General features: G+C 69.6%; 24 protein-coding genes. 10 read left to right on the plus strand and 14 right to left on the minus strand.

Going from position 1 to position 24,570, the window contains the following annotated elements; all coding sequences use genetic code 11:
• Positions 1–8: 8 nt before the first annotated feature.
• The 3 genes from CSW64_RS09750 to CSW64_RS09760 are packed head-to-tail and all read right to left on the minus strand — an operon-like array spanning position 9 to position 2,721.
• Positions 9–446: a hypothetical protein gene (locus tag CSW64_RS09750; protein ID WP_099621926.1), complete on the minus strand. Its 438-nt coding sequence runs from the start codon at positions 444–446 to the stop codon at positions 9–11.
• Complete coding sequence (gene pyrC, locus CSW64_RS09755) at positions 446–1,744, minus strand: dihydroorotase (RefSeq protein WP_099621927.1); 1,299 nt, start codon at positions 1,742–1,744, stop codon at positions 446–448. Before pyrC ends, CSW64_RS09750 begins: the two co-directional genes overlap by 1 nt.
• Positions 1,744–2,721 carry an aspartate carbamoyltransferase catalytic subunit gene (locus tag CSW64_RS09760; RefSeq protein WP_099621928.1) on the minus strand — a complete coding sequence of 326 codons (978 nt, stop codon included), beginning with the start codon at positions 2,719–2,721 and terminating at the stop codon, positions 1,744–1,746. Before CSW64_RS09760 ends, pyrC begins: the two co-directional genes overlap by 1 nt.
• Positions 2,722–2,883: 162 nt before the next feature.
• On the opposite strand from CSW64_RS09760, the gene CSW64_RS09765 reads away from it, so the two are divergent.
• A complete protein-coding gene (locus CSW64_RS09765; RefSeq protein ID WP_099621929.1) occupies positions 2,884–3,885 on the plus strand; it encodes an NADP-dependent oxidoreductase in 1,002 nt (333 codons plus the stop codon).
• Positions 3,885–4,400 (plus strand): hypothetical protein, encoded by a 516-nt coding sequence (locus CSW64_RS09770; RefSeq protein ID WP_099621930.1) that lies wholly within the window; start codon positions 3,885–3,887, stop codon positions 4,398–4,400. The genes CSW64_RS09765 and CSW64_RS09770 overlap by 1 nt, the downstream gene beginning before the upstream one ends.
• 24 nt (positions 4,401–4,424) lie before the next feature.
• Here the strand turns inward: CSW64_RS09770 and CSW64_RS09775 are convergent, their stop codons facing one another.
• The 3 genes from CSW64_RS09775 to ruvX all read right to left on the minus strand — a co-directional run bounded on the left by CSW64_RS09775 (position 4,425) and on the right by ruvX (position 6,080).
• Positions 4,425–4,931, minus strand: a complete 507-nt coding sequence (locus CSW64_RS09775) for a GNAT family N-acetyltransferase (protein ID WP_099621931.1) — start codon at positions 4,929–4,931, stop codon at positions 4,425–4,427.
• Between the two features lie 102 nt (positions 4,932–5,033).
• Complete coding sequence (locus tag CSW64_RS09780; protein ID WP_099621932.1) at positions 5,034–5,441, minus strand: endonuclease domain-containing protein; 408 nt, start codon at positions 5,439–5,441, stop codon at positions 5,034–5,036.
• A 171-nt stretch (positions 5,442–5,612) separates the two neighbouring features.
• Positions 5,613–6,080 carry a Holliday junction resolvase RuvX gene (ruvX, locus tag CSW64_RS09785; RefSeq protein WP_099621933.1) on the minus strand — a complete coding sequence of 156 codons (468 nt, stop codon included), beginning with the start codon at positions 6,078–6,080 and terminating at the stop codon, positions 5,613–5,615.
• 183 nt (positions 6,081–6,263) lie between these two features.
• Here ruvX and gatC point away from each other — a divergent pair, with 183 nt between their 5' ends.
• From gatC to gatB, 3 genes are read left to right on the plus strand one after another with little or no spacing between them, the layout of a single operon-like run.
• Positions 6,264–6,551, plus strand: coding sequence for an Asp-tRNA(Asn)/Glu-tRNA(Gln) amidotransferase subunit GatC (gene gatC / locus CSW64_RS09790; protein ID WP_099621934.1), 288 nt, complete (start codon positions 6,264–6,266; stop codon positions 6,549–6,551).
• A gap of 3 nt (positions 6,552–6,554) precedes the next feature.
• A complete protein-coding gene (gatA, locus tag CSW64_RS09795; protein ID WP_099621935.1) occupies positions 6,555–8,033 on the plus strand; it encodes an Asp-tRNA(Asn)/Glu-tRNA(Gln) amidotransferase subunit GatA in 1,479 nt (492 codons plus the stop codon).
• Between the two features lies 1 nt (position 8,034).
• On the plus strand, positions 8,035–9,525 hold the full coding sequence (gene gatB / locus CSW64_RS09800) for an Asp-tRNA(Asn)/Glu-tRNA(Gln) amidotransferase subunit GatB (RefSeq protein WP_099621936.1): 1,491 nt from the start codon (positions 8,035–8,037) through the stop codon (positions 9,523–9,525).
• A 152-nt stretch (positions 9,526–9,677) separates the two neighbouring features.
• Here gatB and CSW64_RS09805 read toward each other — a convergent pair whose 3' ends face one another.
• Positions 9,678–10,217, minus strand: a complete 540-nt coding sequence (locus tag CSW64_RS09805) for an RcnB family protein (protein ID WP_099621937.1) — start codon at positions 10,215–10,217, stop codon at positions 9,678–9,680.
• 192 nt (positions 10,218–10,409) lie between these two features.
• Between CSW64_RS09805 and yghU the strand changes: the two genes are divergently transcribed.
• Positions 10,410–11,282, plus strand: a complete 873-nt coding sequence (gene yghU / locus CSW64_RS09810) for a glutathione-dependent disulfide-bond oxidoreductase (RefSeq protein WP_099621938.1) — start codon at positions 10,410–10,412, stop codon at positions 11,280–11,282.
• 198 nt (positions 11,283–11,480) lie between these two features.
• Positions 11,481–11,699: a sel1 repeat family protein gene (locus CSW64_RS09815; protein ID WP_425430375.1), complete on the plus strand. Its 219-nt coding sequence runs from the start codon at positions 11,481–11,483 to the stop codon at positions 11,697–11,699.
• Between the two features lie 27 nt (positions 11,700–11,726).
• Here the strand turns inward: CSW64_RS09815 and CSW64_RS09820 are convergent, their stop codons facing one another.
• The 4 genes from CSW64_RS09820 to CSW64_RS09835 all read right to left on the minus strand — a co-directional run bounded on the left by CSW64_RS09820 (position 11,727) and on the right by CSW64_RS09835 (position 17,839).
• Positions 11,727–13,238 (minus strand): LGFP repeat-containing protein, encoded by a 1,512-nt coding sequence (locus tag CSW64_RS09820; protein WP_099621940.1) that lies wholly within the window; start codon positions 13,236–13,238, stop codon positions 11,727–11,729.
• 76 nt (positions 13,239–13,314) lie between these two features.
• Entirely contained in the window at positions 13,315–13,794 is a 480-nt protein-coding gene (locus CSW64_RS09825) for a hypothetical protein (RefSeq protein WP_099621941.1), read from the minus strand.
• Positions 13,795–13,871: 77 nt separating this feature from the next.
• Positions 13,872–17,057 (minus strand): AfsR/SARP family transcriptional regulator, encoded by a 3,186-nt coding sequence (locus CSW64_RS09830; RefSeq protein WP_099621942.1) that lies wholly within the window; start codon positions 17,055–17,057, stop codon positions 13,872–13,874.
• Positions 17,058–17,125: 68 nt separating this feature from the next.
• A complete protein-coding gene (locus tag CSW64_RS09835; protein ID WP_099621943.1) occupies positions 17,126–17,839 on the minus strand; it encodes a polysaccharide biosynthesis/export family protein in 714 nt (237 codons plus the stop codon).
• A gap of 84 nt (positions 17,840–17,923) precedes the next feature.
• Between CSW64_RS09835 and CSW64_RS09840 the strand changes: the two genes are divergently transcribed.
• From CSW64_RS09840 to CSW64_RS09850, 3 genes are all read left to right on the plus strand, one after another.
• Positions 17,924–19,426, plus strand: coding sequence for a GumC family protein (locus CSW64_RS09840; protein WP_099621944.1), 1,503 nt, complete (start codon positions 17,924–17,926; stop codon positions 19,424–19,426).
• 86 nt (positions 19,427–19,512) lie between these two features.
• Positions 19,513–20,184 (plus strand): P-loop NTPase family protein, encoded by a 672-nt coding sequence (locus tag CSW64_RS09845; protein ID WP_342745850.1) that lies wholly within the window; start codon positions 19,513–19,515, stop codon positions 20,182–20,184.
• Complete coding sequence (locus tag CSW64_RS09850) at positions 20,181–21,437, plus strand: O-antigen ligase family protein (protein WP_342745851.1); 1,257 nt, start codon at positions 20,181–20,183, stop codon at positions 21,435–21,437. Before CSW64_RS09845 ends, CSW64_RS09850 begins: the two co-directional genes overlap by 4 nt.
• Here the strand turns inward: CSW64_RS09850 and hfsH are convergent, their stop codons facing one another.
• Genes hfsH through hfsF form a run of 3 tightly spaced genes read right to left on the minus strand, consistent with a single transcriptional unit; the run spans position 21,438 to position 24,567 of the window.
• Positions 21,438–22,190: an oligosaccharide deacetylase HfsH gene (gene hfsH, locus CSW64_RS09855; RefSeq protein WP_099621946.1), complete on the minus strand. Its 753-nt coding sequence runs from the start codon at positions 22,188–22,190 to the stop codon at positions 21,438–21,440.
• Positions 22,190–23,122 (minus strand): polysaccharide biosynthesis protein HfsG, encoded by a 933-nt coding sequence (gene hfsG, locus CSW64_RS09860; protein WP_099621947.1) that lies wholly within the window; start codon positions 23,120–23,122, stop codon positions 22,190–22,192. Before hfsG ends, hfsH begins: the two co-directional genes overlap by 1 nt.
• Complete coding sequence (hfsF, locus tag CSW64_RS09865) at positions 23,119–24,567, minus strand: polysaccharide biosynthesis protein HfsF (protein ID WP_099621948.1); 1,449 nt, start codon at positions 24,565–24,567, stop codon at positions 23,119–23,121. The genes hfsG and hfsF overlap by 4 nt, the downstream gene beginning before the upstream one ends.
• Between the last annotated feature and the right edge of the window lie 3 nt (positions 24,568–24,570).

The raw sequence follows: 24,570 nt of genomic DNA on the forward strand, positions 1-24,570 counted from the left end.
GAATCCGATCATCGCGCCCGGGTGAGATGGGCGCAAATCAAGGCTGTGCCGGCTCCGGCGAAGATCCAGAACTCGGGCGGGCTGCGCAGGATGATCGGGATGGCCAGGGCGGTCAGCGCGCCCACCGCGCCGGTCAGAGCGTAGTAGCGCCGCATGGCCGTTCCGCGTCGCTGCATCTGGGCCGCGACCAGGCCGGTCAGGAAGCCGGGCAGGCCGGCGACCGGAATGGCGAACACCGCCGAGATCACCGCCAGCCCGGCCAGGCCGCTCAGCAGCGATCCGATCGGCTGGCCACGGGTCAGGCCGACCACCGCCATGATGAACAGCGAGATGGCCAGGCCGATGTAGGGCCCGGCCAGCGCGAAGACCGCCACGGTGCGCCAGTAGCGCTTGCGAGCGTCGCGCGCGGGATCGGCCGGGGCCTCGGGGGCGGGGGTCTCGCTCACTATTCGGCCCGGTGGACGATCTTGCCGCCGGTGACGGTCATCAGCACCTGCCCCTGCAGGCGGCGGCCGTCGAACGGGGAGTTCTTGGACTTCGAGACCAGCTTGTCGGCGTCGACCAGGATTGGCGCGTTCAGGTCGCACAACACCAGGTCGGCCGGAGCCCCCGAGGCGATACGGCCCGCGGTCAGGCCCAGGAACTGGGCCGGCGCCAGGGTCACGGTGCGGATCAGATCGATCAGCGGCACGCGCCCGTCGTGGTGCAGGGCCAGCAGGGCGGACAGCAGCGTCTCCAGCCCGACTCCGCCGGGAGCGGCCTCGTCGAACGGCAGGCGCTTGTCCTCGGGCGGCGCCGGCGCGTGGGCCGAGACGACGATATCGACCAGGCCGCTCGCCAGAGCCTCGATCAGCGCCTGGCGGTCGTCCTCGGCCCGCAGCGGCGGGTCGATCTTGGCGAAGGTCCGATAGTCGCCGATGTCGAGCTCGTTGAAGCTCAGGTGGTTGATCGAGGCCGTGGCGGCGACGTTCAGCCCCTTGGCCTTGCCGCGGGCCAGGGTCTCCAGAGCGCCGGCGCTGGTGATCTGGTCGACCAGCAGCTTGCCGCCGGTCAGCTCGGCCAGGGCCAGGTCGCGCTCCAGTCCGATCCGCTCGGCGGCGGCCGGGGCCGACGGCAGGCCCATCCGGGCGGCGAACTCGCCTTCGGTGGCGGCGGCGCCCCTGGACAGCCAGGGATCGGTCGGCCGATGGGCGATGGCCATGCCGAAGGCCGAGGCGTAGGCCATGACCCGGCGCAGCACCTTGGAATCGACGATCGGGCGGTCGACGTCGGTGACGTAGACGCAGCCGGCCTCCTTCATCAGGCCGATCTCGGCCATCTGTTCGCCGGACAGACCCTTGGTCGCGGCTCCGGCGCAGAGGATGTGGGCGGCCTCGACGTCCAGGGCGCGGCGCAGGATGAAGTCGACGACCGACGGATCGTCGACGGCGGGCCTGGTGTCGGGTTGGACGACGATCGAGGTGACGCCGCCGGCCGCGGCCGCCTGGGCCGCGGAGCGCAGGGTCTCCTTGGTCTCGGCGCCGGGCTCTCCGGTCTTGACGCGCAGGTCGATCAGGCCGGGGGCCAGCATGCCGCCGTTGCAGTCGATGACGCGAACGTCGTCCGACAGATCGTTGAAATCCTTGCCTTTCGAGACGTCGGCGATGACGCCCTCGAAGACCACCACGGCGCCGTGGCCGTCGTAGCCGCTCTCCGGATCGACCAGGCGGGCGTTGTTGAAGGCGATGGGACGGGTGCGGGCCATCAGTCGTTGTCCAGCCGGGCGGCGAGGGTGGCCAGCACGGCCATGCGGGCGGCGACGCCCATCTCGATCTGATCCTGGATCAGGCTGACGGCGGGATCGTCGGCGACATCGGAGTCGATCTCCACGCCGCGGTTCATCGGGCCGGGGTGCATGACCCGGACCCGGTCGGAAGCGGCCTTCAGCTTCTCGCGGTCCAGGCCCCAGAAGCGGAAGTACTCGCGGGTCGAGGGGACCAGCGCGCCCTGCATCCGCTCCAGCTGCAGGCGCAGCATCATCACCACGTCGGCGCCGGCGATGCCCTTCTCCATGTCGTGGTGCACCGAAGCGCCCCAGCGGTCGGCCCCGGCGGGCAGCAGGGTGGGCGGTCCGACGAGGCGAACTTCCGCGCCCAGGACGCTGAGAAGGTTGACGTTCGAGCGCGCCACGCGGCTGTGCAGGACGTCGCCGCAGATCGCCACGGTCAGACCGGCCAGGTCGCCGAACACCCGCCGCATGGCCAGGGCGTCGAGCAGGGCCTGAGTCGGGTGCTCATGCTGGCCGTCGCCGGCGTTGATCACGCTGCAGCCGACCTTCTGCGACAGCAGCTCGGCGGCGCCGGACGAAGCGTGGCGGATGACCAGCAGGTCGGGCCGCATCGCGTTCAGCGTCACCGCGGTGTCGATCAAGGTCTCGCCCTTGGCCACGGAGGAGTTCTTCACCGACATGTTCATCGTGTCGGCCCCGAGCCGCTTGCCGGCCAGTTCGAAGCTGGACTGGGTGCGGGTGGAGTTCTCGAAGAACAGGTTCACCAGGGTCCGGCCCTTGAGCAGGTCCAGCTTCTTGGTGGTCTGTCGGTTGAGCGCCACGAACGTGTCGGCCAGGTCGAGGAGGCGGTTGGCCTCGACGATGTTCAGATCCAGGGCGGACAGGAAATGGCGGCGCGGAAAGGGGAAGGTCCGTGCGCGGACCTCGTCGATACCCGGAGCCGATGTCGTCATGAGCCGCCCTCTTAGGCGACGACGGAGATTCCGCCAAGGCTTCTAGGTTGGTGCGGGGCGATCCTGCGGCATCGGCGGCGAATGGCAAGGGTCTGGATGCTGGCTTTGGGCGATCCCGGCGTGCCAGATTGCCGCCAACGAACAGAACACAGGGAGCCCGCCATGACCGCCAATCGCCAGATCGTCCTCGCCGAACTGCCCGGCGGCGCCCGGCTCGCGCCCGAGCACTTCCGCCTGAACGAGGCCGCCGTCCCGACGCCGGGCGAAGGCGAGGCTCTCCTGAAGATCCTGTACGTCAGCCTGGACGCGGCCAACCGCGCCTGGATGCAGGGGGCGACCTACCGCTCGGCGATCAACGCCGGCGACGTGATGGCCGGCGGAGCCCTGGCCGAGGTGGTCGAGTCGCGCGACCCGTCGCTGAAGCCCGGCGACCTCGTCTTCGCCGACACCGGCTGGCAGGAGTGGGCCGTGCTGCCCGCCAAGAAGCTGCAGAAGATCCCGCGCATCGAGCCGCTGACCAACCTGCTCAGCGTCTACGGCGTGGCCGGCCAGACCGCCTATTTCGGCCTGCTGGAGTGCGGACGCCCCAAGGCCGGCGAGACGGTCGTGGTCTCCGCCGCCGCCGGTTCGGTCGGCTCGATCGTGGGCCAGATCGCCAAGATCAAGGGGTGCAAGGTGATCGGCATCGCGGGCGGCCAGGCCAAGTGCGACCTCCTGGTCAACGAACTCGGCTTCGACGCCGCCGTCGACTACAAGGCGGGCAACGTCTTCAAGGCGCTGCGAGCCGCCGCGCCGGACGGCGTCGACGTCTATTTCGACAACGTCGGCGGCGACATCTTCGAGGCGGCGCTGTTCAACATGAACACCTTCGGCCGCATCGCGTGCTGCGGCGCGGTCAGCGGCTACGACGGTTCGGCCCCGCCCGCCGGGCCGCGCGGCGTGCCCGGCCTGATCGTCACCAAGCGCCTCAACGTGCAGGGCTTCATCGTCAGCGACTTCTACGACCGCCTGCAGCCGGCGCTCGCCGAACTGAAGGGCTGGGTCGACAGCGGCAAGCTGAAGGTCCGCGAGGATGTGCTTGAAGGCCTTGAGAGCCTCCCCGGCGCGCTCATCGGCCTGCTGGCCGGCGAGAACATCGGCAAGCGGATGGTGAAGGTGGCGTGATGCTGGATCTGCCGGAAGCCCAATGGGCGGCGCTGAAGGGCGGCTATCGAACGCCGTACGATCCTCGGCCCGCGGTCAGGGCGCTCGAAGCCGGCGAGAACGAGGATGCTGTCTGGGAGGATCTCTGGGAAGAGGTTCACCACCAGGGCGACGTGGGAGACGCCTCCTATGTCGTCGTGGTCGAGCTGGCCCGGCTGCTTTCCGAGGGCCGGTCGTTGGGCTGGAACGCCTACGCCATGGCTGGGACGATCGAGACGGCCCGGCTGCGGTCGGCGGCCAACCCCGCCGTGCCTCTATGGCTGTCGCAGGATTACGCGGTCGCCTGGGTGCGTCTTCGGGACAGCGCCCTGGCGGTTCTGCCCATGGCGGACGAGGACGACCTGATCGGTCCGGCGCTCGCCGTCATCGCTTTGCAGAAAGGGTTGCCGGCCTTGGCGCGGATGGCTGTGCTGAAGGAGTCGGAGCGGGTCCGTATCCTGGACGATCTGGGCTGGGGCGAGCGGGAAGCGCGGTGAAGCTGAAGCCCCGCGCGGCTTCGGTCAGGCCGTAAAGGTCCACACCGGTCCGGCCCAGGTTTCGCCGCCGTCCAGCCGTTCCAGTTCGTTGACGCCCGCCGCGCCAAGCGCCTTCGGCCAGAAGGCCAGGGCACCGGGGTTGCGGTCCAGCACTGCAACCTCCCAACGGCCAGGGTGGAGTTTCAGCACCTGCGCCAGGGCCGCCGCCGCCAGGCCGCGTCGTCGGTGTTGTCGCATGATGAAGAACTCGGCCATGTTGCGCTCGACGAAGCCGTCGGCGCGGTTGGAGATCTGGTTGACCAGCGCGAAACCGATCGCGGCGCCGTCCAGCCGGAAGATCAGCGGCCAGCGGCCGTCCTCCTGCCAGTAGGCGTCGAGGTAGGGATAGGGTCGGAACAGCCCGTCCGGCTCGACGTCGTAGTCCCGCGATCCTTCCGGCGCGATCTCCGAGAAGTCGTAGATGTAGAACTGCATCAGGCCGGCGAGCAGCGCGCTGTCGGCTGGCGTGGCGGGCGAGACGGTCAGGATCATGGGACACCGTACCAGTTCCTCTCCCCTTGGGAGAGGTGGCCCGGCGAAGCCGGGTCGGAGTGGGAAGAACCATGGTTGGCCGGCAGGCGCCGTTCCGCCCACTCAGTCGTCGCTTCGCGCCGACAGCTCTCCCAAGGGGAGAGCGACTTTGGTGGGCGCTCGCTCGCCTATCGCCGCAAGGATCGTCATGAGGGCCCTGTTCATGTCCTTCAGCACGACTCTCGCCGGAAGGCGAAGCGTGCGGATGCCGCGCTGTGAGAGCCAGTTGTCCCGCGCCGCATCGCGCTCAGGACGGCCCTCAATGTAGTGCATCGCTCCGTCCACCTCGATCGCTAGGCGCGCGGCGTCGCAATAGAAGTCGAGCACGTAGGGACCGATGGGATGCTGTCGTCGGAAGTGGATGCCCTCAAGGCGATGCGCTCGAATGGCTCGCCAGAGGAGCCCCTCCGGAAGGGTCATTTCGCGTCGGAGGCGCTTGGCTCTCGCGCGGGTGGCCGGAGGCGATTGCATTTAAAAATGCTACTATAAGTGTATTTTCGTGCAAGCGCCCGTCATCTGTTCTTCCCACTCCGACCCGGCTTTGCCGGGCCACCTCTCCCGCGGGGAGAGGAACTGGTAGCCACCGGGTCGCTCTCCCCTTGGGAGAGCTGTCGCCGCGCAGCGGTGACTGAGTGGGAAGAACTACCCGTTCCGCATCCGATCCAACGCGCCCTGGAGGATCCACGTCGCGGCCAGTTTATCGACGGCCTCGCTGCGGCGCTGGCGCGTCGTGTCGAACTCGTCGATCAGCATCCGGTTCACCGCCGCCGACGACAGCCGCTCGTCCCAGAACGCGATCGGCAGGTCCTTCAGGCGCAGGATGTTGCGGGCCAGAGCGCGGTTCGACTGGGCGCGGGTCCCCTCGGTGCCGTCCATGTTCATGGGCAGGCCGATGACGATGCCCAGGGCCCCGCGACTCTCCATCAGGGCGAACAGCCGCTCGGCGTCCTGGGTGAACTTCTTCTTCTGGATCGTTTCCAGGGGGCTGGCCACCATCCGGGTGGCGTCGGACACCGCCACGCCGATGGTCTTCTCGCCCGGATCGAGCCCGACGACGGGCGCGTACTGGGGCAGGGCGGCGGCGAGTTCGGTGATGTCGAGCACGGGCATTCCGCTTCATACCGTCATCCCGGCCGCAGCGCGAAGCGCCGAGAGCCGGGATCCGGCTCATTTGCCGGGCGGGCTGGGTCCCGGATCGCCCTTCGGGCGTCCGCGATGACCCGGCGGTTGCATTCGGCTTGCAATAGTGGGGTTGCCGCGGGTAACCCCAACCTCGAACGAAAGGAGGCCAAGATGGCCATCGACGCCGCGACCGTCCGCAAGGTCGCCCGGCTCGCCCGCATCGCCGAACCCGAGGAGCGGCTCGAGCCCCTCGCGAAGGAGCTGAACGGCATCATCCAGTGGATCGAGCAGCTGGCGGAGGTCGACACCGACGGGGTCGAGCCGCTGACCTCGGTCGTCCACGCCAAGCTCCCGCTGCGCGACGACGTCGTCACCGACGGCGGCGACGCGCCCCGCGTCCTCGCCAACGCCCCCAAGAGCGCCGACGGCTTCTTCGTCGTGCCGAAGGTGGTCGAGTAAGCCATGTCCGAACTCACGTCGCTCACGCTGAAGGCCGCCCTGGACGGTCTGAAGACCAAGGATTTCTCCTCGGTCGAAATCACCAAGGCGCACGTCGCCGCGGTCGAGGCGGCCCGGCCGCTGAACGCGTATGTCCTGGAGACGCCCGAGAAGGCGCTCGACATGGCCGCCGCCTCCGACGCCCGCATCGCCAAGGGCGAGGCCGGTCCGCTGGAAGGCGCGCCGCTGGGGATCAAGGACCTGTTCTGCACCCAGGGCGTCCGCTCGACGGCCTGCAGCAAGATCCTGGGGAACTTCGTCCCGACCTATGAGTCGACCGTCACCGGCAACCTGTTCGGCGACGGCGCGGTCATGCTCGGCAAGCTGAACATGGACGAGTTCGCCATGGGCTCGTCGAACGAGACGAGCGCCTTCGGCAACGTCATCAACCCCTGGAAGTCGGCCGCGTCGGGCAACAAGGCCCTGACGCCGGGCGGCTCGTCGGGCGGCTCGGCCTCGGCCGTCGCGGCCGACCTCTGCCTGGGCGCCACGGCGACCGACACCGGCGGCTCGATCCGCCAGCCGGCCGCCTTCACCGGCACCGTCGGCATCAAGCCGACCTACGGCCGTTGCTCGCGCTGGGGCGTCGTCGCCTTCGCCAGCTCGCTGGACCAGGCCGGCCCGATCGCCAAGACGGTCGAGGACGCCGCCATCCTGCTGACCTCGATGGCCGGCCACGACCCGAAGGACTCGACCAGCCTGGACGTCGAGACGCCGGACTTCTCGCAGTATGTCGGCAAGTCCGTGAAGGGCCTGCGCATCGGCGTGCCGAAGGAGTACCGCGTCGACGGCATGCCGGCCGAGATCGAGAAGCTCTGGCAGGACGGCATCGACTGGCTGCGCGAAGCCGGCGCCGAGATCGTCGAGGTCTCGCTGCCTCACACCAAGTACGCGCTGCCGGCCTACTACATCGTGGCCCCGGCCGAGGCGTCCTCGAACCTCGCCCGCTACGACGGCATGCGGTACGGCCTGCGCGCCGACGGCAAGAGCCTGACCGAGATTTACGAGAACACCCGGGCCGAAGGCTTCGGGAACGAGGTCAAGCGCCGCATCCTGATCGGCACCTATGTGCTGAGCGCCGGCTATTACGACGCCTACTACCTGAAGGCCCAGAAGGTCCGCCGGCGCATCGCCGACGACTTCGACCAGGCCTGGCAGTCGTGCGACGCCCTGCTGACCCCGACGGCGCCGTCGGCGGCCTTCGCGCTCGGCGAGCGGATGGCCGACCCGATCGCCATGTACCTGAACGACGTCTTCACGGTGACGACCAACCTGGCCGGCCTGCCGTCGATCAGCGTGCCGGCGGGGCTGGACAGCGGCGGCCTGCCGCTGGGCCTGCAGGTGATCGGCCGGGCGCTGGACGAAGCCACGGTGTTCGCGGTCGCGGGCGCCCTCGAGAAGGCGGCGGGCTTCCGCGGCAAGAAGGCGGAGCGTTGGTGGTAGGATGACTGAGACCTTCACCCTCAAGGGTCGCACGGGCGACTGGGAAATCGTGCTGGGGCTGGAAGTCCACGCCCAGGTGGCGTCGAACGCCAAGCTGTTCAGCGGCGCGGCCGTCGGCTTCGGCGCCGGTCCGAACGAGCAGGTCAGCCTGGTCGACGCGGCCATGCCCGGCATGCTGCCGGTGCTCAACAAGTACTGCGTCGAGCAGGCGGTCCGCACGGGCCTGGGCCTGAAGGCGCAGATCAACCTGAAGAGCCGCTTCGACCGGAAGAACTACTTCTATCCGGACCTGCCGCAAGGCTACCAGATCAGCCAGTTCGACCAGCCGGTCGTGGGCGAGGGCGAGGTGACCGTCGATCGTCTCGACGGCAGCAGCTTCACCGTCCGCATCGAGCGCCTGCACCTGGAACAGGACGCCGGCAAGTCGATCCACGACCTGTCGCCGACCGAGACCTATGTCGACCTGAACCGTTCGGGCACCGCGCTGATGGAAATCGTCAGCAAGCCGGACATGCGTTCCCCTGAAGATGCAGCGGCTTACGTCAAGAAGCTGCGAGCGATCCTGGTGACGCTGGGCACCTGCGACGGCGACATGGAGAAGGGCAACCTGCGCGCCGACGTGAACGTCTCGGTCTGCCGCCCCGGCGACTACGAGAAGTTCCGCGAGACCGGCAGCTTCAGCCACCTGGGCACGCGCTGCGAGATCAAGAACGTCAACAGCTACCGCTTCATCCAGCAGGCCATCAACTTCGAAGCCCGCCGCCAGATCGAGATCCTGGAGGACGGCGGCAAGGTCGACCAGGAAACCCGCCTGTACGACCCGACCAAGAACGAGACCCGCTCGATGCGGTCCAAGGAAGAGGCGCATGACTACCGCTACTTCCCCGACCCTGACCTGCTGCCGCTGGAGATCGATCCGGCCTGGGTGAAGGAGATCGAGGCCTCGCTGCCCGAGCTTCCGGACGCCAAGAAGGCTCGCCTGATGGCCGACTACGGCCTGTCGGCCTACGACGCCTCGGTGCTGATCTCGGACGCCGACGTGGCCGCCTTCTTCGAGGAGGCCGCCCAGGGCCGTGACGCCAAGCTGGTCGCCAACTGGACCCTGAACGACCTGATGGGTCGGCTGGGCAAGGACGGGCTGGAGATCACCGCCTCGCCGATCCCGGCTGCCGACATCGCCGCGCTGGTCGAGCTGATCGAGAAGGGGACCATCTCCTCCAAGATCGCCAAGACCGTGTTCGACCACATGTGGGCGGGCGAGGGGGCTCCGGCCGCCATCGTGGAGAAGCATGGCCTGGTCCAGATCACCGACACCGGCGCCATCGAGGCGGCGGTCGACAAACTGATCGCGGCCAATCCCGACAAGGCGGAAGCCGTGAAGGAAAAGCCCCAGGCCATCGGCTGGTTCGTCGGCCAGGTGATGAAGGAGACCGGCGGCAAGGCCAACCCGGCCGCCGTCAACGACATCCTGAAGGCCAAGCTGGGGCTGTAGGGGCGCCGGGGACATGCTCCGCGAAGCGGTGCGTGTCCCCGTCCGATGCTGAACGAGGGGGACACGCACCTTCGGAGCATGTCCCCGGACAACATAGAAAAACGCCCCGGAGATCGCTCTCCGGGGCGTTTCTCGTTTCGACGCACGTGACCCTAGCGGTTGATGATCACGTCCAGGATCAGGCCGGTGGCGACGGCGGCCAGCAGATAGTCGCTGCCGTCCCGGTACCAGTAGTAGCCGCGCGGCGGCGGACGCAGGCCGTAGCGGCCGTAGTCGTACACGACGTAGCCGCGGTCCCGGTAGTAGGGCGGCAGATAGGCGCCGCGACGCCAGGAGGCGTAGCCCGGACGGTAGCCCGGACGGCCGTAGTAGCTGGACGGCGGCGGGCCGTAGTACCAACGGTTGTTCCAGTAGTAGCCGTTGTGGCGACCACGATCCCAACGGCTACGCTGGTCCCAGCGATGGTCGTAGCGGCCGTCGCGGCGGTCCCAACGATCCTCCCGCCGATCCCAGCGATCTTCCCGACGGTCCCAGCGATCCTCGCGCCGATCCCAACGGCCTTCCCGGTGGTCGCGGCGGTCCTCATGGCGTTCCCAGCGACCGCGGTCCTGTGCGGCCGCTTCGGTCGCCACGGCCAGCATCGGGCCGCCGACGGCGGCCGCAGCGGCGATGGTGAGCAACAGACGCTTCATCCGAACGTCTCCTCTGACGGTTGCGGCGACGCCGCCGCACGGTTCCCTCGACTGAGGCCTGATGGTGAATCCTCGCGGCTGAACCCCGGCTGAACGCGTTCGTCAGGTTTCTCGGCTCCCGGTCTTGCGCCGACGGCGGGCGTGCGCCCATCTAGCGGGGGCAATCGCAACAAGGACGGGAGCTGAAGCAGGATGAGCGACGACACCGGATACGTCCCGCCCAAGGTCTGGACCTGGAACAAGGCCAACGGCGGCCGCTTCGCCAACATCAACCGGCCGATCGCCGGCCCGACCCATGACAAGGACCTGCCGATCGGCCAGCATCCGCTGCAGCTCTACTCCCTGGCCACGCCCAACGGGGTGAAGGTCACGGTCATGCTCGAGGAACTGCTGGCCAAGGGCCACGCGGGCGCCGAGTACGACGCCTGGCTGATCAAGATCAACGACGGCGACCAGTTCTCCAGCGGCTTCGTCGAGGCGAACCCCAACTCGAAGATCCCGGCCCTCGTCGACCGAAGCGGCGACAAGCCGGTCCGAGTCTTCGAGTCCGGCGCTATCCTGTTGTACCTGGCCGAGAAGTTCGGCGAGTTCCTGCCGACGGACGGGACCCGCGCCGAGGCCCTGTCCTGGCTGTTCTGGCAGATGGGCAGCGGGCCGTACCTGGGCGGCGGTTTCGGGCATTTCTACGCCTACGCGCCGTTCAAGATCGAATACGCCATCGACCGCTTCGCCATGGAGGTGAAGCGCCAACTCGACGTGCTGGATCGCCGTCTGGCCGATGTCGAGTACCTGGCCGGCGACCAGTACACGATCGCCGACATGGCCGTCTGGCCCTGGTATGGGGCCCTGGCCAAGGGGCTGGTCTATGACGCCGGGGAGTTCCTGTCGGTCCACGAGTACAGGAACGTGCAGCGCTGGACCGACCAGATCGCCGCCCGTCCGGCGGTCCAGCGCGGCCGGATGGTCAACCGCGCGTTCGGCGACCCGGCCACTCAGCTGCACGAGCGCCACGACGCGAGCGACTTCGAGACCAAGACCCAGGACAAGCTCCAGGCCGGAAGCTGACCGCCGGCCCGCGGACCGCCCCGCCGTCATCGTGAATGCGGGACGGTCCGTCGATTAACCCTATGTTCAGCGCCGCGGGACTTTCCTGTGAACATCGATATCGGACAGAAGCGTCCGGTCAGAGGTTCGAGGAAGAAGACCATGCTTGCGAGCATCGACACCGAAGCTCCGGCGACCATCCCGCTGCCAGGACCCGACATGTCCGGCGACGACCTGTTTCGCATGGGGCTGCTGTATTCGACCGGGCAGGGCGGCGCGCCGCTCGACTATGTCTCGGCCCATATGCTGTTCAACCTGGCGGCCATGCGCGGCTCGACGGAGGCCAAGGTCTACCGCAAGGAGCTGAGCGCCGAGATGGACCCGCTCGACGTCGCCGAGGCCCAGCGCCAGGCGCGGGAATGGCTGGCGCAGGGCTAGGCCCCACGCCAGCCGGTTCGAGGCGGCTTATCCGCCTGGGCGGATGACCACGCGCGGCGGTATCCGCGGCAGGGGTCTCGGCTCGAAATCGAAGATCGATCGCGGCAGGCGATCGGAGACGACGCCGCTCTGAGCGTCCCACCACAAGACCCCGTTCCTGAAGCGGCTCACCCGGTCGAGACCGTCGCCGACGCCGGCCGGCCAGCCCGGCAGATGTCCGAGCGCCTCTTCGTCCGCGCGGGGATAGCCGAGCGGGCCCTCGCAGCCGCCGCGCGCCATGTAGGCCAGGAATATCCCGCCATAGACGATGACGGCTTCTTCCGAGATCTGCGGGTGCCAGAAGATCCCGCCGATCGGCGCGCCGTTGTTGGTGAAGATCTTGTACCGGCCGCCGTCGTGCTCGTCGTAGGTCTCGATGCCGCCAACGCAGTAGGCCTCGAGGAAGTAGGGCGCGGCGCGGGAGTCATGAAGCTTGACGTACTCCCACTTCTTGTCGAGCGGATCGGTGACGGCCAGCCGCTTGGGGTAGTCGACGGTCACGGGCTCCAGCCCCTCGAGGCTGCATTGGGCGACATCGGCGGAACACTGCTCGGCGCGTTCCGCCCATCGCGGGGCCAGGGCGTTCACCGCCGTTCGCTTGCTCTTCAGAAGCTCCAGGTCGAACGGCTCGAACTGACGCGGGTTGGCGATGATGTAGTCCAGCTTGCCGCGCTGCCGGATGGCTTCGATGACGTTCCGGCCGCAGGCTTCGATCGTGTCGCGGCGGAGGATGCGGGAGGCCTGGCTGGCGCCCCGCGGCAGCGGCAGGTAGCGGAAGTCCTTTATATGCGCCTTGTAGTCGATCGGATGGTCGCGCACGGCGACGTTGAAGTTGGCGTAGAGCGCGCGCAGTTCGTCCAGGCTTGCCGGGTTGTGGAGGCCCGACCCGCCGCTCATCACCGCCTGAATGGACATGGACGCTTTGCGGCTCGCCCGGGCGACGGTGTTCTGGAATGAGGCGGCGATCTCCACGCCGGCAAGGAAGTTTCCGATCTCGCCGTTCAGTTCGGCCGCGACCTCGCTCTTGCTGCTCTCGTCGCGCGTCCTGAAGGTGAACAGGCCGTAGAACTCGCCGCCGCTGTAGATGGAGTCGATGTAGGTATCGCCGTAGACAGCCGTGAACTCCTCCGGCGATCGATCGTAGATCGCCTGGGCGGCCGCGGTGAGCCTCGGCGCGCGCATGGCTCGCGGCGGGTTCTCGACCTCGACCCGGAACAGGAAGTAGAGCGAGTACTCGTTGACGGCGTGCTGCTGGGCGAACTTCATCTTCGTGTCCAGGCTGGCCGCCAGGCCATAGCGGGCGGAGAGCGCGGCGGAGATGTTCAGCGACTCCAGCAGGCTCTCCTGGCTTTCGATCATGCTGACGCTGGGATAGGCGTTCTGGCCGCCCTCGCTGCCGACTTCGCCGGCGTGTTCGATCGCCTCGCCACAGACGCGTTCGACGACGCTGTCGACGCCCATGCCGAAGCGCATGCCTTCTCGGATGTTGATGGTCTTCATGGCTTCCTCCTGGAAGCGCGCGCGACTCCGCCGAGCGAGGTCGCCGCTGCAAGGAAACGGGGAAGGACGTCGCCGGTCAGTCGACCCGGTAGACGACGTAGTAGTACGAGTTCTCGATGGGCGATTTGGCCAGTTTGGCGATCTCGCCCTGGCCCTGTTCGGAGGCGAACATGGTCACCGAACCCAGCAGATCGTCGTCGGAGACGGAGTCGTAGTCCCAGAGCGACAGGTTCTGGGAATGGTCGAAGGCGACGGTGACGTCCGGCGTCTCCGATTGACCGGCCTGAATCTGGACGACGCCGCCGGCGCTGGGCCAGATGGCGTTGTCGCGTCCGCCGCCCGTGCTGGTGGTGATGTACAGGTCGTCCGGATCGGCGCGGGCGGCGTCGACGGCGGCGATGACGCCGGGCAAGGCCCTGATGGCCTGCAGCGGCATGCCGCCGAACTCGCCCGGCAGCAAAAGCTCCGGCAGGCCGGCGATCGCTTCATTGACGCCGGCGTCGGTCCCGGTCGCCTGCTGGACGCAGTAGATCATCGAGACGGTGGCTTGGGGCATGGGGGTCTCCCGAGGCTTGACGCCGGCCCGGGGCGGCCGGCCTCGGAAGCGGTAACGACGTCGCGCCTACGGATGGCCTACGGCCCTTGCGGCGGGCGCAGGGCCGGCGAGATCAGCGCACGGATGGCGCTGGACACCTCCTCGTCGGCCGCCTCCTGCCGGCGCTCGTACCGGGCGTAGTCCTCCAGCGCGCCGACCAGATCGTCCCGCGCCAGCCGACCGCTGATCAGGGCGCCGTGGACGCGGGCGGAGTCCGGATAGAGCTCGAGGCATCGCAGGTAGATCGCGCGCGCCCTCTGGCCGTCGCCGTCTCCGGCGGCGAGGCGGTCGGCCAGGCCCAGCGTCAGATCACGAACCCGGTCGGCCGCGACCGTCGACCAGGGATTGGGCGGTTCGTGCGGCAGCAGCGCGCCCGGCAGAGCCAGAAACGCGGCGCGAAGCGCCGCGCGGTCGCCGCTCTCGATGGCGCTTGCGGCCCGGGCTTCCCAGGCGACCAGGTCCACCCAAACCAGCTCGGACGACAGTCGCAGCCGCCCCTCGCGCTGGATCACGAGGTCGGGGCGTCCGACCAGTCTCCTCAGTCTGTGCAACGCCTGTTCGCAGGCCGCCTTCGCCTGATCACCGTCGGAGTCGGGCCAGAGCCAGTCGTACAGCGCGGCCAGGGTGCAGGTGCGTCCCTTGCTGACCGCCAGGATCCGCAGGATGTCGAGCGATCGCGTCGCCGGCTTGCCGCCGAGCTTCAGCGGAGCATCGTCGACCGCCAGGCCGAAGTCGCCCAGGACCTGCACTCTCAGCGGCCAAGGCCAGCTCGGCCCGGCCTGGGGCGGCGGGGAAAGGCGCCGCTGAGCGATCAGGCGCCGGCAGAAGTCGGTCGCCGTCCCCTGGGCCAGCGCGTCATCGAGCATCTCCGCGAGGAGGTCGGGAAGGTTCGACAGGATCTGGCTCCAGCCCGCGGCCGCCAGCTGTTCGACGGCGGTCCGGAGCCGTTCGGGATAGCGGGCGCTGCCGCGGCGCTTCGCGTCGATCGCGCCGGCGATGGCGATACAGACACGGGTCCGCTCAGCCACCGCGCCGTCGTCGAACAGCGGTAGAACCGCCTCCAGCTCGCGGATCGCCGTGTCCGCGTCCCGGGCGGCGATGCGGATCTGGAAGCGGGTGATGAAGTGCGGCCAGCGCTCGATCGGCGGTTCGTCGGCCGCTTCGATGGCCGTCATGAAACGCTCGCAGGCCTCCGTCGCCGCGGGGACATCGCCGTTGCGGGTGTGAAGCGCGGCCTGGCAATCGGCCACCACCGCCACCTGGGTGGTGTGGCGGCTGTCGGCGACGGCGGCGAGCCGGTCGACGAAGGCGGCCAGCTCCTCCCAATCGTTCCGGAGCCTCATCAGGTGCTGGAGGTGGTAGAGCGCGCCGAACTCGACGGCCGGCAGGGCTTCAGCCTCGCCCAGGGCGACCGCCGTGCGCAGGGCGTGCTCGCCGCCGTCGTGGGGGAAGCCGCGCCGCGCATAGGGAAAGTAGCGGCCGCTGACCGCGCCGAACGCCACGAGCCACAGGCCCAGGATCCATGGCGCGATGCGCTTCTGGCGCAGGTCGTCGGCGACGCTGTCGACCGCGCGCTCGAACAGGTCGGCGGCGCCGGTGGAGCCCGCGTGTTCGATCACCGAAGCGCTGGCCAGCAGACGCATGGCGACGCTTTCGCCCGAGGCGCGGACGGCGAGGCGTTCGGTCAACCGAATGGCCAAGGCCCCTCCGACCGGACCGGCCGCGGCCAGATCGTCGGCGAAGTCCATCGCGCGCAGCATTCCGACCAGCACCAGCAGGTCCTCGTCGGAGGAGGCGGGGATCCATGGCTTCCCCAGCAAGGCGGTCGCGCGACGGGTCCAGGCTGACAGGCCCGCGTGGGTGCGCCAGCTGTCGGTCTTGGTCAGCACCGCGCGGGCGGCGGCCAGGTGCTGGCCGCGAAGGTCGCCTTCGCTTTCGAAGAGGGTCCAGGCCCGGCCGAGCCAGATCTCGGCGACGGCGTCGTCCGGCAGACTCGCCACGCCCCGCCAGTAGCAGAGCCAGCTGTCCCGCTCGGCTTCCGGCAGGCGATCGCACCAGTCGATCACCGTGCTGCGGCGTCCCTGGTCGAGCAGGGCTTCGGCGTGGTCGTTGATCAGCGCTCTCGCCAAGGGCCAGGCGCCGGCGGCGAGGGCCAGCTCGACGGCGTCGACGGGACGGCCGGCCGCCGCCAGCGCTTCCGCGGCGCGTCTCTGCAGCTGGGCGCGCTGTGTCGCCGGAACGGTTTGTTCGAGCCGGCGGTGCAGGAAGTCCCGCAGCAGATCGTGCAGTCGAAGCGTGTTGCGGTCGGCCGCCGTTCCGGTGGTCAGCAGCTGACGCCGGTGAAGCCGGTCGAGCAGCGTCTCCGCGTCCCGCGATCCGACCATCTCCGCCGCCAGCTGAGGCGTGATTTCGGGCAGCAGGCTGAGGATCTGCAGGCCGCTTCGCTCGGACTCCGGCAGGGTCTCGAACACCTGGCGGCCCAGGACGTCGAACAGCGCCGCTTCGCCGACGGGGCCGTCGCCGCCGGCGGGCGTCAAGGGCGCGCCGGCGAGATGGCCTTCCGACAGGAGCACCAGTCCGGCGGCCCAGCCCTTGGCCACGGCGAGGTCGATCACGGGGGCCTGGTGCGAGCGTTCGGCGACCAGCGCCCGGGCTTCCGGCTCGGAGAATTGCAGCAGGCCCTGGTCGAGCACGGCCAGATGGCGGGACAGCAGCAGATCGGCGAGATCGCGGGGCGGCAGGGTCCGCGACAGGCCCAGGCAGCGGACGGTCGACGGAGTTTCCCTCACCAGGATCGACAGGACCGCCCGGAAGTCCTCGGTGTCGGCATGGTGCAGGTCGTCCAGCACCAGCAGGGTGTTCGGCGGCAGTCCCGCGAACAGGGCGCGGAAGAACCGCCGCGAGAAGGCGGGGAGTTGATCGGCGTATTCCGGGCCATACCGAGGCAGCGCTTTTGCGACGGCGCTCGGGGCGGCCAGCGACAGGTAGTGGAAGAAGCTGGCGACGTCCTGATCGCCCTCGTCGACGCGGAGCCAAAGAGTGGCCGCTCCGCGTTGTCGGACCAGATCCACGGCGGCGGTCGTCTTGCCGTAGCCCGCCGGGGCCGCCACCCAGACGTTGGACTCGGCGAGCTGAGCCTCAAGGCGCTGCGACACCCGGGGACGGGCCAGCGTCCGGCCGGTTCCAGGCGGCGACAGCTTTGCGATCGCGGGGCGTCCGGACATGCTGCTGCTCCTCCGCCGGCGCTATTCTAGCAGAAGGCGAGCGGGGCATCAGCCCTTGGGGCCGGAGGTCAGTTCCGGCCGTTGATGGCGTAGTTGAAGCCGAGCTGGATCGGCGACAGGTCGCGGAACCACTGCTGCATCCACAGCCCGGCCTCGGCGACGCTGCTGCGCGGCACATAGACGATGTCGAACCGGCGCAGCGGGACCAGGTCGGCGTTCGGGTTGCGCATGGCCTGCTTGAGATTGACGGTCCGCATCATGGCGCGGCCATCGGGGCCGCGACGGATGATCACCACCCGGTCGACCTTGGCCGTGGGACGGAAGCCGCCCGCCTGGATCACGGCCTGCAGGCTGTTGATGTCGCCGGCCATCTCGAACACGCCCGGGTTGCCGACCTCGCCGCCCACGAAGACGCGCAGGGGGCTGATCGCCTTGACCTGGATCTGCACCTCGGGGCGCAGCAATTCGGCGGCGTAGGCGGCGGAGAGGTCGCGCTGGAACTCCGGCAGGGTGCGGTCGGCGGCCATCACCGGATCGACCAGCGGCATGGTCACACGCCCGTCCGGCTGGACGATCACGCCGGTGCGGCTGAGCTCGGGAGCGGACGGCACCGCGATGTCGACCTGGTCGCCCGGATAGAGCCGATACTGCGGCTCGGTTTCGGTCCAGTCGGCATAGCCGATGTCGGGGAAGGCCTGGGTCGGGCGCGCCACGGCGGGACCCGCGGCCGGCAGGGCCGTGGACAGGGCCAGGACGAGACTGAACAGGGCGGCTCCGCGCATGGCCCAAAGGTTAAGGAGAATGGGTAACGGAGTGTTAATCGCGCGCGCCGAGGGTCGGACGAAGATCGGTTCACTCGGATTCGCATGGCCTCGCAGAGCGCATGGACGACCGTACCGCACGACCCGCCGCCGCGGGGCGGCTGGGCGTCGCGTCCGCGCTACGCGCCTTCGGACTTCGTCACCCTGCTGTGGCGCGAGCGCTGGCTGATGCTGATCGTCTTCCTGGTCATCGCCCTGGCCGGCGCAGGCTTCGCCTTCACGATGAAGAAGGCCTATCCGGCCCAGGCCAGCCTGCTGATCCAGCTGGGCCAGGAGTATGTCTACGAGCCCCGCGCCGGCGACGCCGCCCGGGGCGCGGTGCCGGACACCAGCTCGCTGGTCCAGTCGGAAGTCGAGATCCTGCAGAGCGCCCAGCTGCGCGAACGGGTGATCCGCAAGATCGGCCTGGCGGCGATCTATCCCGACCTGGCCAAGGACTACGCGCCCGCCACGCCCGCCGAGAAGGCGCTGATCATGGCCAAGGGCGTCGAGAGCATGGGCAAGAAGCTCGAGGTCGGCTCGGCGCCGGACAATCCCGTCGTCCGGGTCGGGTTCGAGCACGACGATCCGGCGATGGCCGCCAAGGTGGTGAACACGCTGGTCGAGGAATATCTGATCTACCGCCGCAACGTCCTGATCCAACCCGGATCGATGGCGATGGAACGCCAGCGCGTCCTGTTCGAGGACCAGCTGCAGCAGGCCGACGCCGCCTACCAGACCTTCCTGACCACCAACGACATCGGCGATTTCAACGCCCAGAAGGCCTCGCTGACCCAGCTGATCGGCCAGATCGAGGCCCAGAGGTCCGCCGCCGAGGTCTCGCTGCAGGACCGCCAGGCGCGGCTGGCGACCCTGGACGCCCAGCTGCGCCAGATCGCGCCGGAGATCGGCCTCTATCGCGACATCGACCCCGCCGCGGCGACCCGGCTGGCCGCCCTGCGGCTGCAGCGCGAGGAGATGCTGTCCCGCTATCGGCCGGACTCGCAGCCGGTGCGCGACGTCGAGGCTCAGCTGCGGCAGCTGGAAGGCGCCGTCGGCAGCGGCCGGACCCAGACCGACGGCGCGCGCCGCCTGGGCGTCAATCCGGTCCACCAGACCCTGCAGACCGACCGCATCCAGACGGCGGCCGAGGTCGCCGCCCTGCAGCAGTCCCTGGCGACCTATGGGCGCCAGGCCGCGGCGGCCACCCAGCAGCTGCAGCGCCTGGCCTCCATCGAGCCGGAGTTCCAGGCCCTGAGCATGGACCGCGACGTCCTGCAGAGCAGCGTCCGCGACTTCACGGTCAAGGAGCGCCAGGACCAGGCCGCCCGCCAGATCGCCGCCGAGACCAACGACAACATCCGTATCGTCGATCGGGCCGTGCCCTCGACCAAGGGCAAGAGCCTGCGCAAGCCCGTGCTCGCCCTGGCCCTGCTGATGGGCCTGTTCTCCGCTCTCTGCGCCGGGCTGATCCGGATGTTCCTGCGGCCGGGTCTGCCGACCCCGGCCTCGGCCGCCCGCACCCTGGACCTGCCGGTGCTCGGCGCGGCGCGACTGAAGGCGGCCTAGTTCCTCGACGCGCCCTATGGGATAGCCTTGGTCGCTGGGCGCCGGGCGATTCGAGCATGGTGGATTTGAGCGCAGAAGTTGCGGAGTTGTGGGCGTCCCTGGGACCGCCTGCGCCCGGCCGCGCGCGCATCGTCCAGTTCGCCTCGGCGCGCCGCGGGGAGGGGGCCTCGACGGTCGCCCGCGAGTTCGCCCTTTTCGCCGCCCGACGGGCCGCTCGCAGGGTTTGGCTGGTCGACCTGGATCTGTTCGCTTCATCGCAGCACGCCGCCATCGACGCCGCGCCCGACCGCTATGGCCGCCTTGGCCAGCCGGTGTCGGCCAGCCCGGAGGGGCAGGCCTTCTTCACCGTCCGCCCGCCGACGCGGATGCCGGACGGCTCGGACGCGCCCGATGCGCGGTTCCTGATGGGCTATCCGGTGGGCGAGGGACGTTTCTGGGTGACCCGCTTCCGCGCCGACGTCCTGCGCGGCGGTCAGTCCGTCCACATCCTGCCCAGCGCCGACTACTGGCAAGTCCTGCGCCGCTACGCCGATGTGATCGTCGTCGACGGCCCGTCCGCGGACCGCTCGCAGTCGGCCGTGACCGTAGCGCCCTTCATGGACCAGACCGTTCTGGTGGTCGCCGCCGATCAGCCGGACGTGAAGGCGCCGGCCCAGCTGCGTGACGCGATCACGGCCGCCGGCGGCCGGCCGGCCGGGCTGTTCTTCAACCGGGCCAGCGTGGAGACGCCGGGTCTGGTCAAGGCCATTCTACCGTGACCTATCCGGCCGCGGCCCGCTGGGACGCCGGCCCCGCCCGCGACCGCGCGGACCTGTGGGACTGGCTGGCCTTCGGCCTGCTGGTCTTCAGCCTGATCCTCTACAGCCAGGGCTGGATCCTGCCGATCTTCGGCAGCAAGTTCGACGCCGCCAGCTCCAGCGCCATCCGCAACGCCTACATGCCGGTCTATGCCGGCGCCGTCGTGGTGCTGGCCATGCGGCCCTGGGATGCGGCCCTGGCGCTGATGCGTCAGCCGTTCCTGATCCTGCTGCTCGTCATCTGCGGCCTGTCGATGACCTGGTCGATCGACTCCGGCGCCAGCATGCGGCGTCTGATCGCCCTCTACGCCACGACCCTGACGGGGTTGGTGCTGGCGGTTCGGTTCCGCTGGGCGACGATGGCCGAGGTCATGGCCACGGCCTTCGCCGTCCTCACCCTGGGCTCGCTGGTCGCCGGGGCGGTCCTGCCGTTCGGTCGGATGAGCGATCTGTTCCCCGGCGCCTGGCGTGGCCTCTGGATGGAGAAGAACGCCCTGGGCGGGAACATGGCCTTCGCCTTCTCGATCTTCGGCGCCGCGGCCATGCTGGCGCCCAAGCGGGCTTGGTTGTGGTGGCTGTTCGCGGCCATGGCGCTGGGGCTGGTCCTGCTGTCGACCTCCAAGACGTCGCTGGTGTCGCTGATCCTCGGCGCGGCCGGGCTGGTCTTCGTCTGGGTCTGTCGCCGTGGGCCGGCCACCGGCGTGGCGGCCACCTGGGCCGCGGTGCTGGGGGCGGGGCTGCTGGCCGGTTTCGTCCTGGTCGCCTCGGACGTGTTCCTGGGCCTGCTCGGCAAGGACGCCACCCTGACCGGCCGGACCAAGATCTGGGCCGCCGTCATGCGCCAGATCGAGGAGCGGCCCTGGACCGGCTTCGGCTACGCCGCCGTCTGGGACGACAAGAGCGGCTGGGGCCCGCTCGCCTGGATCACCCGGGACGCCGGCTTCAAGGCCCAGCATGCCCACAACAGCTGGCTCGAGCAGTGGCTGGGCATGGGGTTGGGCGGGCTGATCGCCTGGGGCCTGTTCTATCTGCAGACGCTCGGCGCCGCCCTGGTGGCCGTGTTCCGGGAGAAGGGGGCGTATCTCGCCCTGCCGTTCCTGGTGATCTACAGCCTGGTCAGCCTGACCGAGAGCATCGCCGTCAGCTACAACGACATGCGCTGGGCGATCTTCGTGGCCCTGGCGGTCAAGCTGGCCTGGGGCGATCGGGACTGATCACAGGTTCAGGCGACGGGCGCCTTCCGCCACCGTGACGACCTCGAACCCACGCGCCTGGGCGGCGTCGGCGAGATGACCCAGAGCTTCCGCCGTACAGCCCCAGGCGGACGGACTTGGCGCCACGTCATGGGTGTAGAGGATCAACCAGGCCCGGCGATCGGCCGCGCGATCGAGCCAGTGCAGGGCCTTGGCCTCGCCGTCCTCGCCCTCGACGCCCACGGCGGGCAGCTGGTTGGCGTCGGCGCCGTCCTCAATCAGGCCGGCCTGCACGGTGCGCAGGGTGCGGAACCGGCCGCCGAGGACGCGTTTGGCCGGGATCGACACGTCGCCATAGGGATAGGCGAAGCTCTCGGTCGCGGCCGTTCCCCAGGCTCGGAGCCCTTCGGCGTTGCGATCGACGTCCAGGGTGATCGCCAGGGCGTCCGCCTTGCCGCAATCGAGGTGGGAATGGGTGTGGCAGGCGATTTCATGTCCCGCCGCGGCCAGGCGGCGCGCGTCCGCTTCGGTCGCGTAGGGGCCCATCGGGCCCTCGCCGCCGGCCAACCCCACCGAGAAGTAGTAGGTGCCGCGCATTCCCCGGGCTTCCAGCACCTGTGCGCCGGCCAGCGTGGCCGTGGTCGGGGCGTCGTCGAAGCTGAAGCTGATCATCGGCCGCTCCAGCGCCATCCGGAGTGGACGGCGGCAGGCCAGGCGGGCGATGCGGCGGCGCAGCTTGCCCTTCAGCGAGCGGTCGGCGGAATAGGCTTCCATCACACGGCCTCCGCGTAAAGGGCCGCGCGGTAGGTTCGCATGGCCAGGTCGCGCAGTCCGAGCGGCAGGCCTTCGGCCAGGGCGACGACCTTGAGGATCGGCCGCCAGAGGTTTCGCAGAGGGACCGCCTTCAGGAGCCTTGCGGCGCGGTAGCTGGGGTAGGTCTCGACCACCTCGCGATGAGCGGCGACCACGCGGGCGAAGTTGACGGCGGACTGTTCGTACTTGCGCGCCATGGCCGGAGCGGCGTCGAGACCCAGATGGCTGGCCGGGATGTCGGCGTGAACGATCTCATAGGCCTGCGTCACCCGCATGGCCCATTCGACGTCCTCCCAGCCCCAGCCGGCGAAGGCCTCGTCAAAGGCGATGCGGTCGAAGACGTCGCGTCGGACCAGCAGGTTGGAGGTGAAGACGTGCTTCTCCGGCGCCAGGGCGCGTTCGGCGGCGGGCAGGCAGTCGCTCTTCAGCGCCATGGCGCGGTGCAGGGCGTGTTCGGCCTTCTTCGGCGTCTGGTCGAGCGAGAAGCCGCCGAACGCCACGGCCGGATCGCGCTCGTCGACCAGATCCAGCCAGGCGCGCAGGAAGGTTTCGCTGTCGGGAGCCATGTCGGCGTCCAGGAACAGCAGCCGTTCGGCGCGGGCGTGCCCAACCAGCCGGTTGCGGCCGCGGGCGCGGCCCTCGTTGGCGGTCAGCCGCACGAACCGGGCCGGCAGGCGCATGGCCTCGACGGCCTCGGCGATGCGCAGGGCCAGGTCGGCGTCGCCGGATCCGTCGTCGAGGACGATCACCTCCGCCCGCACCGCCTCGCGGTTCAGCTGGGCCAGCAGCAGCACCGGGTCGTCGCGGTAGGTCGGGATCAGCACCGACAGCATCGGCCGGGCGTGGGCCCAGGCCGCGTTCTCGGTGGTCCACTCGCTGGCCTGGGCGGTCATTCCGCAGTCCTTTCGCGCAGGCTGCGGACCATGCCGAGGCCGCGGCTGCGCAGGCCGCCGGCGTCGAGACCCAGGATGACGGCGGCGTAGACGATCGCCCCGGCCGCGGCCTTGAGGGTCAGTTCGAGGATGCCGCCGAGGTCCGGGATGGCCAGGACCGTGAGCGCCATGGCGACACAGGCGACGCCCGCCTTCCACAGAGCCTCGATCGGCAGGGGCAGGGGCATGGCCTGTCGGCCGAGCGCCCAGGAAGCGGCGGCGCCGACCGCATAGCTGATCGCCGTGGCCCACATCGCGCCGTCGATGCCGAAGCGGGGGATCAGCAGCAGGTTCAGCAGCAGGTTCAAGCCGGCCGGGATGGTCATGGCGACGAACAGCAGCCGGGTCTTCTGGCCCAGGGTGAAGGCCTGATGCAGGTAGTAGGTGGTGACCCCGGCGAAGAAGGCGCCGAACGCCACCCACGGGGTCACGCGGGCCGCGCCCTCCGCCAGGCCTTCGCCGACCATAACCTGCGTCAGCGGGTGGGCGACCAGGGCCACGCCGACGGCGGCGGGCAGGGTCAGCAGCACCATGAAGGACGACTGTTCGCGCGCGGAGGCCTCCAGGGCGGGGCGGCCCCCACGCTCCAGCGCGGCGACCATGGCGGGGCCGCCGGCCATGCCGAGCCAGATGAACATCACGTCCAGGGTGCGGTTCGCGAGGCTGTAGCCGGCGTGGTAGACGCCCACCGCCGTCTCGTCGAGGAAGGCGGCCAGCAGGAAGCGATCGGTCGTCGAGATGACGATCGCCAGGATCAGCGACAACGCAACCGGCAGGCCGTAGGCGGCGTACTCGGTCAGGCGGTCCATCTGGAAGCGGCCGCCCCACATCAGGGCCAGTTCACGGCGCAGGGTGATCGCCAGGCACAGCACGGCGACCGCGGTCATGCCCAGGAACGGCCCGGCCGCGCCCAGGCCCAGGGCGATGAAGGCCACTCCGACCAGGAAGGCGCCGACCGTGAGCGCCATGTCCAGCAGCGAGGCGGCGACGACTTCGCCGTCGGCGCGGCGGCGCTCCTGCACCAGCTTGATCAGACTGCGGGCCATGACGGTGGTGAGCGCCGCCCCGACGGCCAGCTTCAGGGCCCCGGGCAACGGAGCCAGCCAGACTGCGACCGCCGCCACGATCGGGAAGCCGAACGCCAGAACCGCCCAGGCGCGATAGATGGTGACCATGTGATTGGAGGCGTCGCCGCGCTCGATGGACCGCGCCTGGAAGCGGGCCATGGCCGCCTCGATCCAGGTGAACACCAGCGTGTGGGCCAGGGTCATCGCCGACATCGCCAGGGCGTAGGCGCCGTACTGCGCCGGCTCCAGCAGGCGGGTGAAGACCACGATGGTGAGAAGTCCGACCACCCCGGCCGCGATGTTGGCGGGCAGGTAGCCGATCAGGCCGCGGCGAAACATGGG

It is taken from the genome of Caulobacter mirabilis (assembly GCF_002749615.1).
Classification (GTDB): domain Bacteria; phylum Pseudomonadota; class Alphaproteobacteria; order Caulobacterales; family Caulobacteraceae; genus Caulobacter; species Caulobacter mirabilis.

Coding starts and splice junctions, on each gene's coding strand:
- pyrC (WP_099621927.1), bottom strand. CDS start 1,744: ATGGCCCGCACCCGTCCCATCGCCTTCAACAACGCCCGCCTGGTCGAT.
- CSW64_RS09760 (WP_099621928.1), bottom strand. CDS start 2,721: ATGACGACATCGGCTCCGGGTATCGACGAGGTCCGCGCACGGACCTTC.
- CSW64_RS09765 (WP_099621929.1), top strand. CDS start 2,884: ATGACCGCCAATCGCCAGATCGTCCTCGCCGAACTGCCCGGCGGCGCC.
- CSW64_RS09770 (WP_099621930.1), top strand. CDS start 3,885: ATGCTGGATCTGCCGGAAGCCCAATGGGCGGCGCTGAAGGGCGGCTAT.
- CSW64_RS09775 (WP_099621931.1), bottom strand. CDS start 4,931: ATGATCCTGACCGTCTCGCCCGCCACGCCAGCCGACAGCGCGCTGCTC.
- CSW64_RS09780 (WP_099621932.1), bottom strand. CDS start 5,441: ATGCAATCGCCTCCGGCCACCCGCGCGAGAGCCAAGCGCCTCCGACGC.
- ruvX (WP_099621933.1), bottom strand. CDS start 6,080: ATGCCCGTGCTCGACATCACCGAACTCGCCGCCGCCCTGCCCCAGTAC.
- gatC (WP_099621934.1), top strand. CDS start 6,264: ATGGCCATCGACGCCGCGACCGTCCGCAAGGTCGCCCGGCTCGCCCGC.
- gatA (WP_099621935.1), top strand. CDS start 6,555: ATGTCCGAACTCACGTCGCTCACGCTGAAGGCCGCCCTGGACGGTCTG.
- gatB (WP_099621936.1), top strand. CDS start 8,035: ATGACTGAGACCTTCACCCTCAAGGGTCGCACGGGCGACTGGGAAATC.
- CSW64_RS09805 (WP_099621937.1), bottom strand. CDS start 10,217: ATGAAGCGTCTGTTGCTCACCATCGCCGCTGCGGCCGCCGTCGGCGGC.
- yghU (WP_099621938.1), top strand. CDS start 10,410: ATGAGCGACGACACCGGATACGTCCCGCCCAAGGTCTGGACCTGGAAC.
- CSW64_RS09815 (WP_425430375.1), top strand. CDS start 11,481: ATGTCCGGCGACGACCTGTTTCGCATGGGGCTGCTGTATTCGACCGGG.
- CSW64_RS09820 (WP_099621940.1), bottom strand. CDS start 13,238: ATGAAGACCATCAACATCCGAGAAGGCATGCGCTTCGGCATGGGCGTC.
- CSW64_RS09825 (WP_099621941.1), bottom strand. CDS start 13,794: ATGCCCCAAGCCACCGTCTCGATGATCTACTGCGTCCAGCAGGCGACC.
- CSW64_RS09830 (WP_099621942.1), bottom strand. CDS start 17,057: ATGTCCGGACGCCCCGCGATCGCAAAGCTGTCGCCGCCTGGAACCGGC.
- CSW64_RS09835 (WP_099621943.1), bottom strand. CDS start 17,839: ATGCGCGGAGCCGCCCTGTTCAGTCTCGTCCTGGCCCTGTCCACGGCC.
- CSW64_RS09840 (WP_099621944.1), top strand. CDS start 17,924: ATGGCCTCGCAGAGCGCATGGACGACCGTACCGCACGACCCGCCGCCG.
- hfsH (WP_099621946.1), bottom strand. CDS start 22,190: ATGGAAGCCTATTCCGCCGACCGCTCGCTGAAGGGCAAGCTGCGCCGC.
- hfsG (WP_099621947.1), bottom strand. CDS start 23,122: ATGACCGCCCAGGCCAGCGAGTGGACCACCGAGAACGCGGCCTGGGCC.
- hfsF (WP_099621948.1), bottom strand. CDS start 24,567: ATGTTTCGCCGCGGCCTGATCGGCTACCTGCCCGCCAACATCGCGGCC.